This is a genomic window from Hyphobacterium indicum, assembly GCF_003129605.1.
GTDB classification, from domain to species: domain Bacteria; phylum Pseudomonadota; class Alphaproteobacteria; order Caulobacterales; family Maricaulaceae; genus Hyphobacterium; species Hyphobacterium indicum.
Genome location: NZ_QBDX01000004.1, coordinates 1 through 15,792 on the forward strand (window position 1 = coordinate 1; position 15,792 = coordinate 15,792).

Consider the following 15,792-nt stretch of genomic DNA (forward strand, 5'->3'; position numbering starts at 1 on the left):
GTCCGGTCAGTAGCTGCAACCGAAACGAGATCGCCCGGACAAGCCGGGCGATGACGCGATTAGTTTCGTCATGCCCCGGTTGATCCGGGGCATCTCTTTTTGCGGCTTAGCCGAACAGCGTCTGTGCACCCGCCATGGCCACCAGCATCGGAAGGGACAGCAGCGTATTCGTGCGCGAGAACAGCATCGCTGTGCGCGCCGCCTTGGGTTTTGCCTCGGCATCCGCTTCTACCAGCCCCAGTGCGATTTTCTGGTTGGGCCAGATCACGAACCAGACATTGATCGCCATGATAATGGCCAGCCACATGCCGATGCCGATGAAGGAATATTGCGGCGTATAGGCTTCCGCCAGCGCCCCCAGTGACAAGACCTCCACCATATAGCCGCGAAGATGCGCAACGATCAGGCCGGTCAGGACAGTGAAAGCAGCTCCCCAGCGGAACCAGAACAGGGCCTTGGGCGCGATATGCTTGCCAATGGCCGGCTTCATCTCGTCAGGGATGGACGGCATGGTCGGGATCTGCACGAAGTTGAAATACCAGAGCAGACCGATCCACATGATGCCGGCCACGACATGGGTCCAGCGCGCGACCGCCATCCAGAAGGCGCCGCCGAAGCCGATACTGTCATACGCCAGCGCATAGCCCACCAGAAAGATGATCGCCAGTGCCAGCGAGATATGAATGGTTGTGCGCAGATTTGTCAGAATTGCAGCCATTTAGGAATCCTCCCCGATTCTCGTTTCGGGGAGGACCATATCAGGCTCGCTTGAAAAGCGAAATCAGGCTTCGCTGGCTTCCCGTTTGACATTGGTCAGCATCAATATCGGCGCCGCGACGAAGATGGAGGAATAGGTTCCAACCACAATGCCGAAAATCATCGCAAAGGCGAAACCCTGCAGGGCCGCCCCGCCCAACAGCCAGAGCGAAAATAGCGCCACCAGCGTGGTGAGGGAGGTCAGGATCGTTCGCGAAAGCGTCTTGTTGATGGCCAGATTCAAAACCTCATCCAGGCTCTTTTTCTTGAATTTCCGGATTTTCTCGCGGATGCGGTCATAAACAACGACCGTATCGTTCATGGAATAACCGACAATCGTCAGAATGGCCGCAATGGTGGAGAGGTTGAACTCCAGCTGCGTTACCGAAAACATGCCGATGGTAATGATCACGTCATGGATCAGTGCCACGACCGCGCCGACAGAGTACTGCCATTCGAAGCGGAACCAGATATAGACCAGCATCAACACCAGCGCGGTGACGATGGACATGATACCCGCCTGAACCAGTTCGCCGGAAACCTTCGGACCCAGCACCTGAACAGAGCGGTATTCAATGTCCGGATAAAGCTCGGTGAGTGCTGCCTGAACGGCGAGATTGGCTTCCTGCTGGGCTACTTCGGCTTCCAGCCCCTCACCCTCCTGTGGCTGCACACGGATCAACGCACAGTGATTGCCATAACATTCCGACCCCTCGGTCAGTTCCGACAGGCCCTGCAATTCGATCGCGCCCAGCCCCAGATTGTTCAGCACGCCCCGCATCTCATCAATGCGCGCCGCGTCGATCTCTGCCTCGGTCCGCACTTCCAGCGTCACACCGCCGGTAAAGTCGATCCCGAAATTCAGCCCCATGGAGAAGAACGCCGCGATGGACGCCAGAATCATCAGGACGGAAAACCCGAAGGCCGCAAAGCGCGCCTTGATAAAGGGAATCGACGTCGAGTCGGGGAAATAATTGGTCAGTGCGAGGGACATGGGCCGTCTCCTAAATGGGGAGTTTCTTGGGCTTCAGCCCCTTCACCCACATCGCAACCAGCAGGCGGGAGAAGACGAAAGCAGTGAAAACCGAAGTGATGATACCAATGCCCAGCGTCACGGCGAACCCGCGCACCGGACCGGCGCCCAGCATGTAGAGCACACCGGCAGCGATCAGCGTGGTGATATTGGCATCCAGAATGGCGGAAAGCGCTTCGGAATAGCCCTTCTCGATCGCATTCGCGGGCGATCGCCCGTTTTTGGCCTCCTCGCGTATGCGCTCATAGATCAGCACATTCGCGTCCACAGCCATACCGATGGTCAGGATAATCCCCGCGATCCCGGGCAGCGTCAGGGTCGCCTGCAATCCGGACAATGCCCCCAGAATGAGCATGACGTTCAGCATCAGCGCCAGATTCGAGAATACGCCGAATACCGAATACGCCGCCAGCATGAACACCATCACCGCGATGAAGCCGATCACGACCGCAATTGTGCCCTTGTTGATCGAGTCCTGCCCCAGGCCCGGACCGACCGAGCGCTGTTCAACAACCGTCAATTCGGCCGGCAGTGCACCGGCCTGCAGCAGCACCGCCAGATCATAGGCGCTTTCGAATGTGAAATTGCCCTGGATCACGCCGGATCCCCCCAGAATCGGCCCGAGAATAACGGGTGAGGAAATCACGATATCGTCCAGCACGACAGCAAACCGCCGTCCGACATTCTGGGATGTGACACGGCCAAAGGCCGCCGCGCCGGTGGTATCAAAGCGGAATTCGACGACCGGCTGGCCGTCCTGGAAGGTCGAGCCCGCATAGGTCAGGTTTTCCCCCGACACCATGGCTCGCCGCTCGACGGCAATATAGGGCTCGGACAGATCATCCTGCTGCAGGATCATGACGCCCGGCGGAGTCCGCCCCTGGCCGTCCGCGCCCACGGCAACATCAGCCCGCACCAGATGGAAAGTCATGCGCGCCGTCGTGCCGACCAGCTCGATAATCCGTTGCGGATTGCTCTCACCCGGCACCTGGACCAGAATCCGCTCATCGCCCTGGCGCGCAATCGTCGGTTCGGTGGTCCCCGATGCATCGATCCGGCGGCGGATCACTTCAATGGACTGGGCGATCGTACGGTCCCGGATATCGATCATTGCCGCATCTGTCAGAGACATGCGAATCGTCCGCTCCGCATTATCGCGGTCAAAATCAACCGTGCGTGCAGCCACGCCAGTCAGCCCCATGGAGCCGTCACCGACTGGCCGGGACAGCGATTGTAGCCGGCTGAACGCCTCGTCCATGTCTTCGGCGCGCGCAACGCGGATCACGACCTCGTCACCGATCACAGCGTTTGCTGCCGTCGGAATGGTCGGCTGCTGGCGGAAAAGAACCGTGGCTTCCTGAGACAAACCGTCCAGACGCTCCGCGCGAACCCCTGGCAGATCGACCTCGAAAACGAGGTGGGACCCGCCCTGAAGGTCGAGTCCCAGATTGACGGTCTGTCCTGGCAGGGGCGAAAAATTCGGTGCCGCAAACCAGATGCCGAGCAACGAAACCGCCAGGATCAGCGCGATCTTCCAGTGGGCGAAATAGAGCATAAGCTCTTACTCCGAAATGGTTTTATTGGCCGGTTTCTTGTCGGACTTGCTGTCATTGGCCGCTTTCGGCTGAGTGCGCGACCGCACTTCGGAAACCGTGGACCGCATGAGGCGGACTTTCACCCCGGTTGCGATTTCAACCTGCAACTCGGCATCATCGACCTTGACCACCTTGCCGACAATGCCGCCTGCGGTGACAACCTCATCACCCTTGGCGACAGCCGCAACCATTTCGCGATGGGCTTTCATCCGCTGTTGTTGCGGACGGATCAGCAGGAAATAGAAGACAACGAATATCAGCAACAGCGGTGCAAACTGGATAAAGGCGCCGGTGATACCGCCGGGAGCGCCAGCGGTGGATGCGATCGAGATAGCGTCAAACATGAATATGCCTCTATTGCGAGCCGTTTATTTGAAGGTCGCGGGAATATATCGGGACGCGCCCGCCATGCAACAAGGGTTGGCGGTTAACTTCCCTGTAAATGCCGCATCGGATCTTCCGGAGTCACCCCACGGCGGATCTCGAAATGGACCTGGGACGTGTCGACCGACCCCGTCGAGCCGGCCTCGGCAATCAGTTGTCCCTGTTCCACCCGGTCACCCTCGGCCACCAGAAGGCGCGAATTGTGTGCATAGGCAGTCACCCAGCCACCCTCGTGGCGGATCAGGACCAGCTCGCCATAGCCCTGCAATTCACCGCCGGCATAGACAACCGTGCCACCGGCGGCGGCCCGCACACTGTCACCTTCATCGGCTGCGATATTTATACCGTCATTGCGGCGGCCATCCGGTTTGGGACCGAAGGTCGAGAGAATCTCGCCCTGGATCGGCCACTGGAAGCTGACCGGGGCGGAGGCGGCGGGCGGCGGGCTGCTGGCTGGCGGCTCGCGTCGGGGCGGCGGATCAGCGCTCTCGACCGTCACCGGCGTATCCGGCGTCACCGGCCGGCGCGGCCTGTCGCGGACGGCCGGCGGTTCCAGCGAAACCGTGCGTACCTGTCCATTCGGAATCCGGATTTCCTGTCCGACCTCGATGGCGTATGGCGCAGAAATGCCATTATGAGCCGCAAGGTCCAGATAATTGATATTATAGCGTAATCCGATGCGGTAGAGATTTTCTCCACGCCGCACCGTGTGCGAGGACGGGCGCGGGAATATCAACTCCTGCCCGGCCAGCAACTGATAGGGCGGGTAGAGCCCGTTGGCTTGGGCGAGGTCGGATGTCTGCAGTCCGCAATCTTCCGCAATCTCTGACAGCGTGTCACCGGACCGGACCACATAGCGGCCGCCGGGATTGCATTGCGCCGGATTGCGCAGGACATCTGCCGTCGGACCATCGGTATTGGCGCGCCGGTAATCGATCCGCGCCGGATCACGCGGCGACGGGGTCGCGCAGCCTGCCACCAGGGCAAGCAATAATATCGGAAGGATCAGACGCACAGACAGCACAGCTCGGATTTCACTTTGGCAAACCGCCGACAGTAAGCCCAAGAGGCGTTAATCAGCCGTTAGCCATAGCCAGGAATCAAAGGGCTTTTGTTTCACCTTCGACCAGGGGCACGAAGCGGACATCCATTACGGCCTCTTCGTCCAGCGTGTCAGAATCGGTTTTGATGTAGCGGACAAGCGTCTGTGAGCCACGGTCATTATTGACCGGAATCACGGCGATCCCGCCCGGCTTCAGCTGGGCCAGCAGCGTGTCGGGCCGCACCGGCGCACCGGCGGTTACGATGATCCGGTCGAAAGGGGCCTGTTCCGGCCAGCCTTTCGTGCCATCCCCTATCCGGGGGGTAATATTGGTCAGGCGCAGCGCGGCAAAGCGTGCCTCGGCCTCCTTGGCCAGCGTGCGGTACCGCTCGATCGTGTAAACACGGCGTGCCAGGCGCGCCAGGATTGCCGCCTGATAACCCGAGCCAGTCCCGATTTCCAGCACCTTGCAGCGGTCATCGACCTGGAGCAGCTGTGTCATCAGACCGACAATCAGCGGCTGGCTGATGGTCTGCCCGCAATCAATCGGCAGCGCTCTATCGTCGAAGGCATGATCGAGAAACCGGTCGGGCACAAAAATATCGCGCGGCGTGCGTTCTATCGCTGCCAGCACAAGCCGGTCCGTCACACCGGACCCGCGCAGGCTCATGACAAGCTGGATGACGCGGGGATCAGGAGCGGTCATTTGCGCGGCGGGGCGCCACCCAGAACACCTTTCAGGCGGTGATGGGTTTCCATATGGGTCAGATCGACATGCAAGGGGGTCACCGAGATCCGTCCCCCCATGACGGCGTGCAGATCATCGCCTTCCATCGGGCTTTGCGGAGCGCCCTTGAAACCGATCCAGTAATAGTCAACGCCGCGCGGATCGGTACGTTTTTCGGCATGGACAATGGCCTGGTCCCGTCGGCCCTGCTTTGTGACCTCCACTTCCTTGATGTCGGCAAGCTCGCAGTCAGGGAAATTGATGTTGATCAGCACATCCTCGGGCCAGCCTTCTTCCAGAAGCCGCCGAATGATGGGCGCACCGAAGGTCTCGCAGACCTCCCAGCGGATATGTGCATTGGGCAGGAAGGAATAGACCTGGCTGAGCGCGATCGACGGAATGCCCAGCTGCATGCCCTGCATCGCCCCGGCGACCGTGCCGGAAAAGGTGACATCCTCGGCAACATTGCCGCCGCGATTCACCCCGGACAATACCAGATCGGGCTTCTTGTCCGTGATCAGATCCTGCACGCCCATCAACACCGCATCCGTCGGTGTACCGGAAATCGCAAACGACCGGTCAGCGACCTTCCGGACGCGCAACGGGTCATGCAACGTCAGCGAACGCCCCGCACCGGATTGCTCCTCGGCAGGCGCCGCGATCCACACATCATCGGATAATTCGGACGCAATTTTCTGCAGCGATTGCAGGCCGCGCGCACGGATACCGTCATCATTGGTCAGCAGGATTCTGGGATTTTTCATGCACCCAGAACCTCAAGTCCGCCCATATAGGGGCGCAGCACGTCCGGAATGGTGATCGATCCGTCTTCATTCTGGTGGTTTTCCATCACCGCCAGCATGGCACGCCCGACGGCCACGCCGGAGCCGTTCAGCGTGTGCAGGAATTCCGGCTTCTTCTCGCCCTCGCGGCGGAAACGGGCATTCATGCGGCGCGCCTGGAAGTCTCCGCAATTGGAGCAGGAGGAAATCTCGCGATACGTGTTCTGGCTCGGCAGCCAGACTTCCAGATCATAGGTCTTGCGCGCGCCAAATCCCATATCGCCGGAGGACAGCAGCATGACCCGGTAAGGCAATTCCAGACGGCGCAGAATCTCCTCGGCGCAATTCGTCATGCGCTCGAGTTCGTCCTCGGAGTTTTCTGGGCGCGTCACACACACCATCTCCACCTTGTGGAATTGGTGCATGCGGATCAGACCACGCGTATCCCTGCCCGCAGAGCCGGCCTCGGCCCGGAAGCAAGGCGTATAGGCGGTCAGGCGCGCCGGAAAGTCCGCCTCATTGTGGATGGCGTCCCGGAACAGATTGGTCAGCGGCACTTCGGCGGTCGGGATCAACCAGCGGCCATCCTCCGTGCGGAAAAGGTCGTCGGCGAACTTGGGAAGCTGGCCTGTGCCGAACATGGCCTCATCCCGCACCATATAGGGCGGGCTCACCTCGGTGAAACCGTGTTCCGACGTGTGCAGATCCAGCATGAATTGCGCCAGCGCGCGTTCCAGACGGGCCAGCCCGCCCTGCAGAACGGCAAAGCGCGCACCGGACATCGCAGCCGCGCGTTCGAAATCAAGCTGCCCCAGGCCTTCACCCAGATCGACATGATCCCTGGGCGCGAACCCGAACGCTTTCGGCTCACCCCAGCCGCGCACCTCTTCGTTATCCGTTTCGTCTTCGCCGACCGGCACATCGTCCATCGGAATGTTCGGCAATCCGGCAAGATGCTGATTGAGGGCTTCTTCAAATTTCGCCGCATCCGCGCCAGACTCGTCCAGCACCGATTTCAGACGATCCACCTCTCCGCGAAGCCGGTTGAACTCGCCTTCATCGCCCTTGGCCTTCGCCTGGCCGATCTGCTTGGACAACGCATTGCGCTCGGTCTCGGCCTCCTGCTGGCGGCCGACGGCTTCCCGGCGCTTGCGGTCCAGGCGCAGGATTTCATCCGATTGCGGCGCAAGGAAACGCTTCGCCAGCCCGGCGTCGAAAGCTTCGGGATTTTCGCGGATCAAACGGATGTCATGCATAACCGGCCCTGAATCTCTGTGTCTGCGCGGGTGATAGCGAGCAGGTGTCGGGCTGGCAACACTTCATCCCGTAACGTCAGGGCAGAACTCCGCCCGCAGGGCTTACGCGTCTTCGCTGGCCGGTTCGCCGCGCTTTTCGACCAGGCGCACACCCAGGATCGAAATCCCGTAAAGCCCCATCAGGACCGAGCCAAGAATGAGCTGGCTGATCGGGTCGGGCGGCGTCACGAAAGCGGCAAAGGCAAAAATCCCGACCAGTGCGAATTTCCAGAATTTGATCAACTGCTTGGAGGACACGATCCCCGCTCCGCCTAGCAGCATCAGCAAGACCGGAAGCTGGAAGCTGAGCCCGAAGGCGAGGATCAGCGTCGTCACCAGATTGAGATAGTCCGAGACCCGTGTGAGCAGCTGGATCGTTACCGCATTCTCGCCGCCCAGCTGCTCCTGGCTCAGCGCAAACCGCATCACGAAAGGCAAAACGAAATAATAGACGAAGGACATGCCGCCGACGAAAAGCGCCGGCGCGCCAATCAGGAAGGGCGCAAACGCGCCGCGCTCATTCTTGTAGAGCCCGGGCGACACGAAGGCGAAGATTTCATAGGCCAGCCAGGGAAAGGCGAGGATCAGAGCGCCGAAAAAGGCGAGCTTCACCTTGACGAAGAAAAATTCCAGCGGCGCGGTAAAGATCAATTCCAGCGACAGATCGCCCTGACGCACGCGCGCCGCGGCATCCTCGAACGGCACGAGCAGGAAATTATAGATCTGCTCGGCAAAGACGAAACAGACGACAAAGCCGATCATCAATACGATCACCAGCCGGATCAGGCGGGTCCGCAACTCCGTCAGATGATCCATCAACGGCGCGCGGCTGGCCTCGACCTCATCGTCTTCGATATCCGTGCCGATTTTATTGCTCATTCTTCAGCCGCTGGCTTCTTGGTCTTCTTTTTCGGACTTTGATACGGCTCGACAGTCGGCTGCAACGGTTCGGAAAGCGGCAGATCATCCTTCGATGGTGGCGTCTTGCTGCCGCCGCTGGTGTGGTCTTTCTCCGCCGCCGCCAGCTTGCGCTCGACCACCGTCTCGTGTTCCAGCGATGCCAGGTCGCGCGTCACCTCATCGAGATCACGTTTCGCTTTTGCCACCGGATTGCCGGACTTGAGCGCCTCGATCTCGCGGCGCAATTCGGACATTTCCGCCTCGCGGCCCATATCGTCGAAGCTGCGCTGGAAATCGCGGGCCATCTGACGCGCCTGCCCGACAAACCGGCCAACCCGCCGGAACATCATCGGCAGGTCTTTGGGGCCGACCACAATCAGGGCCAGGACCGCAAGGACAATAAGTTCAGGTGCGCCAATGCCGGGATTCATGACCGGACCCTAGTTCCGCGTCTTTTCTTCCTCTTTCGAGGCCGATTCAGGGGCTTGCGCGCTTTCACTGATCGAGGCCGAGCTATTACCCTCCTCCTCGTCACTGCCCTCATCGCCTTCCTTGAGGCCCTTGCGGAAGCTGGTGATGCCCTTGGCAACTTCACCCATCAGCCCCGAAATGCGCCCCGCGCCGAAAAGCAGCGCGACAAGGACAACGATAATCAGAATTTGCCAGATGCCCGGTGCCATATTTTCCTCCCGCGGGAATATTCGTGAAAAGGATTAGACCAGCGATCCGCCCGCGTCCATTTGCATGGTCAGGAAATCAGGTCTCGCTGTCATCTTCTTCCATGAAATCGACATGGAAAAGATGCGCATCGTCTTCCGGATCCAGCGGGTCTTCCCCCTCCAGACCCTCGGACAGGCCGGGATCGGGGATTTCAAACCCGGGCGGCAGGCGCGCATCGAGAAGCCCCGCAGCCTTCAGGTCGGCCTGTCCCGGCAGATCGGCAATCGTGGCGAGTCCGAAATACTGAAGGAAATCCGCCGTCGTGCCATAAGTCACCGGACGTCCCGGCGTACGGCGGCGGCCACGCGGGCGGATCCAGCCCAGCTCGAACAAAAGATCCAGCGTGCCCTTGGACACGGCCACGCCGCGGATTTCCTCGATGTCGGCGCGCGTCACCGGCTGGTGATAGGCGATGATTGCCAGCGTCTCGAGCCCGGCATCCGACAATTTGCGCGGCTCCTCGCGGATCTCTTCCAGCAGACCGCGAAGGTCCGGCGCGGTTTCAATCCGCCAGCGTCCGCCCACCTCAGTCAGATTCACGCCGCGATCGGCATATTCGGCCTGCAAGACCGCCAGCAACGCCTCGACATCGCTTTCAGCCGGCAGCCTTGTCTGCAATGTCTCGATATCCAGCGGCTCGGAGGCCGCAAACAGCAGGGCTTCCATCCGCCGCAAACGGTCTTTCTCGGCATTGACGGCCAGACGCGGGCCCTTTTCATCGCTGCCGGTCGCAGCCTGGCCTTGCCGGGATGCGCGCTCGCGAAGCTTCTCGATAGCATCATGGATGGGATCGGGCTTGTCCGTCATGGCTTGGGCGCGTCCTCCTTGCCTCTGACCTCGATGGGATCATAGGCTTTCGCCTGACGCAATTCCGCATGGCCGTCCTTGGTGACTTCCAGCGCGGCCAGTGTCGAGCTGGCCAGCACGGACCGGCGCGGTGGCGCGTCCGGGCCCAGCTCCGCATCCGTCGGAAGCAGGCTGTCCAGCGTCTTCCAGTGACGGATTTCCGGCAGTATGCGCTCCAGCCGCGTGCGGGCCGCATCCGGCGCATACACTTTCGGCAATTCCGGCCGGTAATTGGTGCGGATCGCCGCCTGACGGCGCTTCGCATAGGCGCTCAGGAGATCATAAAGGCTGGCTTCATATTTCGAGGCGCGCAGCGTCCGTACACCTTCCGGCATGCCGCGCGGAAAAACGTCCCGCCGCAACAGGTGTCCGGCGTAAATCGCCTGACCTGCTGCGCGCATCGCATCCAGCCGGCGCAAGCGGAAGGCCAGCGATGCCGCCATCTGTTCGGGCGCAATCTCCTCATCATCCTTGGCCGGCTTCGGCAGAAGGAGGCGCGATTTCAGATAGGCGAGCCAGCTGGCCATGACGAGATATTCGGCGGCCAGATCCAGGCGTTGCCGGGCGGCATGGACAAAGGCGAGATATTGCTCGGCCAGTTCCAGGATCGACAAACGCGTCAGGTCGATCTTCTTCTTGCGCGCCAGGGCGAGCAGCAGGTGAAGCGGGCCTTCATAGCCATCAAGATCGACGATCAGCGCCTCGTGATCGGCGTCTTCGGCAGCTTCAAATGGCAGGTCTTCCTCGAACTCGTCGGTCATGACGCCACCCCGGCCATCAGGGAGTCCAGCTTTGCCAGGCCGGATCGTACATCGAACTCATCAAGCTGTGTGCGCGCATCCTCGGCTGCTTCGGCACGCGCCAGAGCCGGCCCGGATAGCAGGGGCGCGGCATCTGCGATGGCGATCATTTCCTTGCGGTCGCCATTACAGTGCAGGACGACATCACATCCGGCATCGATTGAACGCCGTGTGCGCTCTTCAAACGAGCCCGACAGCGCTTTCATCGAAAGATCATCTGTCATCAACAGGCCGTCAAAGCCGATATCCCCGCGGATATGCGCTATCGCCGCTTCCGACATTGTGGCAGGCGCACGGGCATCCAGGGCGTCATAGACGATATGAGCCGTCATCCCCATCGGGGCATGCTTGAGCGCCGCAAAGGGCACAAAATCGGTTTCGGTCAGACGCTCCAGTGACTCCCGCACGCGCGGCAGATGGAAGTGACTGTCCGCATCAGCCCGTCCATGCCCCGGCACATGCTTGATCACCGGGGCCACGCCGCCGGCCATCAGCCCGTCCATCGCCGATTGTCCCAGCGCGGCAATGACGCCGGCATCCGGTCCATAGGCCCGGTCTCCGATCACGGCATCCGCCCCCTCAATCGCGATATCCAGACAGGGCGCACAATCGGCATCGATACCGCCGCTGCGCAGCTCATGGGCAATCAGGCGATGATTCAGCCAGACCGCCTCTTTCGCCGCCCCGGCATCCTCCGCATAGAGCTTGCCAAACAGCGCGGCAGGCGGCGCATCACGCCAGTGTGGCGGCCGTAGCCGCTGCACCCGCCCGCCTTCCTGATCGATGAAAACCGGGGCTTCGCGCCCCACCGCATCGCGCAGCGACACACACAGCTTTGCCAGCTGTTCCGGCGTTTCGACATTGCGGGCAAAGAGAATGAATCCCCACGGATCCGCATCGCGGAAAAACGCGGCTTCATTGTCGGTCAGCACCCGCCCGGAAAGGCCGAAAATCGCGGCGCGTGCACTCATCTGCGCGTGGCGTAGCAATCCTGCCCGCGCACTTGCAGCGCGGCACAGAAGGCAGACGCTTCATCGCGCCCGGAAAAGGCCGCAATGCGAAGCCGGTGATAGGTGCCGCGTCCTTCGATTTCTGCCGACTGGATATCCGGCGCGGCACCTGCTGCGATGTCGGAATAGCCGGTGATGAAATTCACCCAGGCACTTTCCGCCTCGTCTTCTGTGCGGAAGGAACCGATCTGGACCACCCAGTCACCATCAGAGGCCGGAGAAGGAATGGCTAATGCGGCGGTTGTGGTTTCGCGGGCCGGCGGCGGTGTCGTGGGTTCCGGCTCTGCCCGCACCGGCTCGGCGGGCTCGGGGGCCGGAGCGCTGGTCGCTGGCTCCGATTGCGTTGTGGTATCTGCCTGCGGGTCGGAAGCGGTCTGATCCGGCGTGGTTTCCTCGAGACGCAGTGCCGGACGTCCGCCATCCTCCACCGGCTCTTCCGGCCCGGCCCGCGGCGTTGTTCCACCATCCCCTGACGTATCACCGGAAATCCGGTCATAAGCCTCGATGTCGAGATCCGGCGTTTCTGTTCCGCCGGGATCGGCCGGGACTTCACGATAGGGTGTGGAATCGGCGAGGATCCGCGAAGGTTCGTCACGGTCCCGCACGCCTTGCTGATAGGCACTCCACACCACGGCAATGAACAGGACGAAGACCGCTGCCGCCGTTGTCAGCAGCAGAGGGCCGCGCCGCGAATCCTCGCGCGCGTCGAAGGTTTCTTCATCCTCGTCGTACTCGCCGAGGGGGGATTGGGTATCGCGATCGCTCATAGCGTTCCGTTCCTGCGGGGCCGAATCACCTGACCTCTTGCAGAATAACACCAAGACGAGGTGTTTTCGGGGGTCAGAAGTAGGCTTGAACTGTGAATAACCGGCGATGCTCTTCCAGAGCGTACCGGTCAGTCATCCCGGCAATATAGTCGCACACCCGGCGCGCCAGTTCCACACTGCCGGCCTCACCCGCCCCGCTGCGGAATCGTGTCGGCAGTAATCCGGGGTCGGAATGAAAGCGGGTGAAGAGATCCGTCACGACGCGTTCGGCCTGCGCCATCACGCGGTTCACCTTGTAATGCCGGTACATGTTGGCAAAGAGATGGCGGCGCACTTCGGCCAGCCCGATCAGCATATCATTGGAAAACGCTGCCGTTTCCCGGCCAGCCAGGCGGATGGCATCAGCGCTGTCCGGCTTCAGCCGCTCCAGACGCACCTTTGTCTCATCAAGGACATCCGTGACCATGCGCCCGATCAACTCGCGAACCATTTCCAATACCAGAATATCTTCAGGCGTTGACGGATAGCGCTTCCGGACCGCCGCCAGTGTCTCCCCCACCAGCGGCAGGGCCGCCAATGCCTCCAGATCCAGAAGCCCGGCGCGCAGCCCGTCATCAATATCGTGATTATTATAGGCAATATCATCGGACAGCGCGGCAATCTGGGCCTCCAGCGAGGCGAAAGTGGACAGCTCCAGCTCGCGCCAATGCGGATAATCAGTAATGCCCCAATTGAGCTGATCCTCGCCCTTCGCTTTGGTGACCAGCGGGCCATTATGCTTGACGATGCCTTCAACACTTTCCCAGGTCAGGTTCAGACCTTCAAACTCGGCATAGCGGACTTCGGATTTGGTGATGATGCGAAGTGTATGGGCGTTGTGATCAAAGCCGCCAAAATCCGCCATACAGGCCGAGAGCGCCCGCTCCCCGGCATGACCGAAGGGCGGATGTCCCAGATCATGCGCCAGCGCCAGCGCCTCGGTGAGGTCCTCATCGGCATTCAGGGCGCGGGCAATCGTCCGGGCAATCTGCGCCACTTCCAGCGAATGGGTCAGGCGGGTGCGGTAATGATCGCCTTCATGGGCGACGAAGACCTGCGTTTTCTCTTTCAGCCGCCGGAAGGCCGTGGTGTGAATGATGCGGTCGCGATCCCGCTGGAAGGCGGTCCGCGAAGCGCTGTCGGCCTGCGCAAATACCCGCCCGCGGGAACGCGACGGGTGGCAGGCATATATCGCCCGGCTGCGGTCTGTCGCGCCCACACTCATCGGCTTGTCCTCAAACGGGTTTGCGTTCCGGCTCCGGCGGTCCATATATCAGGTCAGACAGAAACGAAAGCCGGAGCCGTCCCATGACCGCCCCCCAGATCGAATTGACCGAGCGCGCCGCCAGACGCATCAACGCCATCCTCGAATCCGAGAAGGCCGGTGTGATGCGCATCTCCGTGGAGGGCGGCGGATGTTCCGGTTTTTCGTATAAATTCGATCTCGATGCGGCTGCGGCCGATGACGACACCGTGCTCGAACGCGATGGCGCAAAGGTCGCGATTGACAGCGCCTCCCTGCCCTTCCTCGCCGATTGTACGATCGACTTCGCCGATGACCTGATCGGCGCCACCTTCAAGATCGAGAACCCTCACGCCACGGCAGCGTGCGGCTGCGGCGTCAGCTTCTCGATCTGATGGACATCAACGAGGCCATCCGCAACCGCATTTCCACGCGCGGCTTTCTCGACACGCCGGTCAGCGAAGCTGCGGTACGCGCAATCCTGGAAGATGCCCGCTGGGCCCCGTCCGGCGGCAATCTGCAACCGTGGAAAGTCCATGTCGTCACCGGCGAAGCCCGGCAAGCCATCATTGATGCGGTGAAAGCAAGGCTCGAAGCCGATCCGTTCAACGATGAAAACGCCTTTCCGGTCTATCCGGAAAAACTCTGGGATCCATATCGCGCGCGCCGGTATGCGGTCGGTGAACATATGTATGACATCCTCGCCATCCCGCGCGAGGACAAGGCCGGGCGGATGGGTCAGGTCCTGAGGAATTTCGACTTCTTTGGTGCCCCGGTGGGCATGTTCTTCACCATCGATCCCCGGATGAATCCAAATCAATGGGCCCATCTCGGCATGTTCATCTATGCCGTCACGCTCGCCGCCGAAGGCCATGGCCTCGCCACCTGCATGCAGGAAGCCTGGACGCGCTTTACGAAGACGCTCGGCAAAGCTCTCGACCTGCCCGAAGATGAGCAGGTCTATTGCGGCCTCGCCCTGGGCTATGCCGACCCCGCTGCGCCCCTGAACACGATGCGGACGGAGCGGGCGAGCGTGGATGAAATCGCGCGTTTCCGGGGGTTCTAGCGGGCGGTCCTGCCGAGGGTAGTTGGGCTTAGCAAATGCCGCCGGCGCAGCGGCCCTCGCCCATTGCGACAAGCACAACCAATGGGATCAGCCAGAGTAAAGGGACCAGAAAACCAATCAGAAGCCCGTTTCGCGGTCGGAAAAAGAAGGTCAGCCAACCGGCAGCCAGACCAATTAACGCGAACAGCGGACCGGCCAGAATCCAGTTTACAAGAATGTCCGGCAGCCCCCCGATCTGGGTGCCCAGTGAAATCATTGTTGTAGGAAGCCATAAGACAAAGCTTCCGACGAAAACTCCAAGGTCAAACAGGCTGACAAGCATCATCAGCAATATGGCCCAGACAGTAATCCGTTGCCGGGGCGATGGACGGTCGTCAGGCATCAGCAATCCCCCGATCTGACAATGCCACCATCAACACACCCAGTCGCCATCGCAACGGCCCAGCGCATTTGCGAAGATAGCCAGCACACTCAGCCCCCAAAGCAGGGGCGGAATGATGACAATGCGAATGCCTGTCACCGGGCGGAAGAAGAACGTTATCCAGCCGACAAGCAGGCCCGCGCCCGCGGCAAACGGCCCGGCAAACATCACCAGCATCACCGCTCTGAATGCCCATCCGAGGTCCCGCCCGTCCATCACTGGCCCAAAGGTCATGATATTTGGCGCCCACATGGCGAGCCCGAACAGACCGACCGCCACAGCGACGAGGCTGGCAAATAGCAGGCGAACGCCTTTCCAGGCCGTGATCCGCCGCCGCTCCGGTGCTACACCTGTGTCGCTCATGAG

General features: G+C 61.0%; 20 protein-coding genes. 2 read left to right on the plus strand and 18 right to left on the minus strand.

Going from position 1 to position 15,792, the window contains the following annotated elements; all coding sequences use genetic code 11:
* Nucleotides 1-106: 106 nt before the first annotated feature.
* From DBR16_RS07895 to DBR16_RS07970, 16 genes are all read right to left on the minus strand, one after another.
* Nucleotides 107-718, minus strand: a complete 612-nt coding sequence (locus tag DBR16_RS07895) for a urate hydroxylase PuuD (RefSeq protein WP_109260733.1) — start codon at nucleotides 716-718, stop codon at nucleotides 107-109.
* Between the two features lie 63 nt (nucleotides 719-781).
* Nucleotides 782-1,750, minus strand: a complete 969-nt coding sequence (gene secF, locus DBR16_RS07900; protein ID WP_109260734.1) for a protein translocase subunit SecF — start codon at nucleotides 1,748-1,750, stop codon at nucleotides 782-784.
* A 10-nt stretch (nucleotides 1,751-1,760) separates the two neighbouring features.
* A complete protein-coding gene (gene secD, locus DBR16_RS07905; RefSeq protein ID WP_109260735.1) occupies nucleotides 1,761-3,344 on the minus strand; it encodes a protein translocase subunit SecD in 1,584 nt (527 codons plus the stop codon).
* Nucleotides 3,345-3,350: 6 nt separating this feature from the next.
* Nucleotides 3,351-3,728 carry a preprotein translocase subunit YajC gene (gene yajC, locus DBR16_RS07910; protein WP_109260736.1) on the minus strand — a complete coding sequence of 126 codons (378 nt, stop codon included), beginning with the start codon at nucleotides 3,726-3,728 and terminating at the stop codon, nucleotides 3,351-3,353.
* Nucleotides 3,729-3,811: 83 nt separating this feature from the next.
* Nucleotides 3,812-4,792, minus strand: a complete 981-nt coding sequence (locus tag DBR16_RS07915; RefSeq protein WP_161539444.1) for a M23 family metallopeptidase — start codon at nucleotides 4,790-4,792, stop codon at nucleotides 3,812-3,814.
* A gap of 76 nt (nucleotides 4,793-4,868) precedes the next feature.
* A complete protein-coding gene (locus tag DBR16_RS07920; protein ID WP_109260738.1) occupies nucleotides 4,869-5,516 on the minus strand; it encodes a protein-L-isoaspartate(D-aspartate) O-methyltransferase in 648 nt (215 codons plus the stop codon).
* On the minus strand, nucleotides 5,513-6,301 hold the full coding sequence (gene surE, locus DBR16_RS07925; RefSeq protein WP_109260739.1) for a 5'/3'-nucleotidase SurE: 789 nt from the start codon (nucleotides 6,299-6,301) through the stop codon (nucleotides 5,513-5,515). Before surE ends, DBR16_RS07920 begins: the two co-directional genes overlap by 4 nt.
* Nucleotides 6,298-7,575: a serine--tRNA ligase gene (serS, locus tag DBR16_RS07930; protein ID WP_109260740.1), complete on the minus strand. Its 1,278-nt coding sequence runs from the start codon at nucleotides 7,573-7,575 to the stop codon at nucleotides 6,298-6,300. The genes surE and serS overlap by 4 nt, the downstream gene beginning before the upstream one ends.
* Before the next feature lie 102 nt (nucleotides 7,576-7,677).
* A complete protein-coding gene (gene tatC, locus DBR16_RS07935) occupies nucleotides 7,678-8,493 on the minus strand; it encodes a twin-arginine translocase subunit TatC (protein WP_109260741.1) in 816 nt (271 codons plus the stop codon).
* Nucleotides 8,490-8,945, minus strand: coding sequence for a Sec-independent protein translocase protein TatB (gene tatB, locus DBR16_RS07940; protein ID WP_109260742.1), 456 nt, complete (start codon nucleotides 8,943-8,945; stop codon nucleotides 8,490-8,492). Before tatB ends, tatC begins: the two co-directional genes overlap by 4 nt.
* A 9-nt stretch (nucleotides 8,946-8,954) precedes the next feature.
* A complete protein-coding gene (locus tag DBR16_RS07945) occupies nucleotides 8,955-9,194 on the minus strand; it encodes a twin-arginine translocase TatA/TatE family subunit (protein WP_109260743.1) in 240 nt (79 codons plus the stop codon).
* Nucleotides 9,195-9,270: 76 nt separating this feature from the next.
* Nucleotides 9,271-10,041: an SMC-Scp complex subunit ScpB gene (scpB, locus tag DBR16_RS07950; RefSeq protein ID WP_109260744.1), complete on the minus strand. Its 771-nt coding sequence runs from the start codon at nucleotides 10,039-10,041 to the stop codon at nucleotides 9,271-9,273.
* Nucleotides 10,038-10,841, minus strand: a complete 804-nt coding sequence (locus DBR16_RS07955; RefSeq protein WP_109260745.1) for a segregation and condensation protein A — start codon at nucleotides 10,839-10,841, stop codon at nucleotides 10,038-10,040. The genes scpB and DBR16_RS07955 overlap by 4 nt, the downstream gene beginning before the upstream one ends.
* Entirely contained in the window at nucleotides 10,838-11,851 is a 1,014-nt protein-coding gene (gene nagZ / locus DBR16_RS07960; RefSeq protein WP_109260746.1) for a beta-N-acetylhexosaminidase, read from the minus strand. Before nagZ ends, DBR16_RS07955 begins: the two co-directional genes overlap by 4 nt.
* The gene (locus DBR16_RS07965) at nucleotides 11,848-12,657 is read right to left on the minus strand and encodes an SPOR domain-containing protein (protein WP_109260747.1); all 810 of its coding nucleotides are present in this window, start codon (nucleotides 12,655-12,657) and stop codon (nucleotides 11,848-11,850) included. Before DBR16_RS07965 ends, nagZ begins: the two co-directional genes overlap by 4 nt.
* Before the next feature lie 73 nt (nucleotides 12,658-12,730).
* Nucleotides 12,731-13,921 carry a deoxyguanosinetriphosphate triphosphohydrolase gene (locus DBR16_RS07970; protein WP_109261800.1) on the minus strand — a complete coding sequence of 397 codons (1,191 nt, stop codon included), beginning with the start codon at nucleotides 13,919-13,921 and terminating at the stop codon, nucleotides 12,731-12,733.
* An 83-nt stretch (nucleotides 13,922-14,004) separates the two neighbouring features.
* On the opposite strand from DBR16_RS07970, the gene DBR16_RS07975 reads away from it, so the two are divergent.
* Nucleotides 14,005-14,334 (plus strand): HesB/IscA family protein, encoded by a 330-nt coding sequence (locus tag DBR16_RS07975; protein ID WP_109260748.1) that lies wholly within the window; start codon nucleotides 14,005-14,007, stop codon nucleotides 14,332-14,334.
* Nucleotides 14,304-15,005 (plus strand): nitroreductase, encoded by a 702-nt coding sequence (locus DBR16_RS07980; protein WP_233347678.1) that lies wholly within the window; start codon nucleotides 14,304-14,306, stop codon nucleotides 15,003-15,005. The genes DBR16_RS07975 and DBR16_RS07980 overlap by 31 nt, the downstream gene beginning before the upstream one ends.
* A gap of 28 nt (nucleotides 15,006-15,033) precedes the next feature.
* Here DBR16_RS07980 and DBR16_RS07985 read toward each other — a convergent pair whose 3' ends face one another.
* Entirely contained in the window at nucleotides 15,034-15,387 is a 354-nt protein-coding gene (locus tag DBR16_RS07985) for a hypothetical protein (protein ID WP_109260749.1), read from the minus strand.
* Between the two features lie 30 nt (nucleotides 15,388-15,417).
* Nucleotides 15,418-15,789 (minus strand): hypothetical protein, encoded by a 372-nt coding sequence (locus DBR16_RS07990; protein WP_109260750.1) that lies wholly within the window; start codon nucleotides 15,787-15,789, stop codon nucleotides 15,418-15,420.
* Between the last annotated feature and the right edge of the window lie 3 nt (nucleotides 15,790-15,792).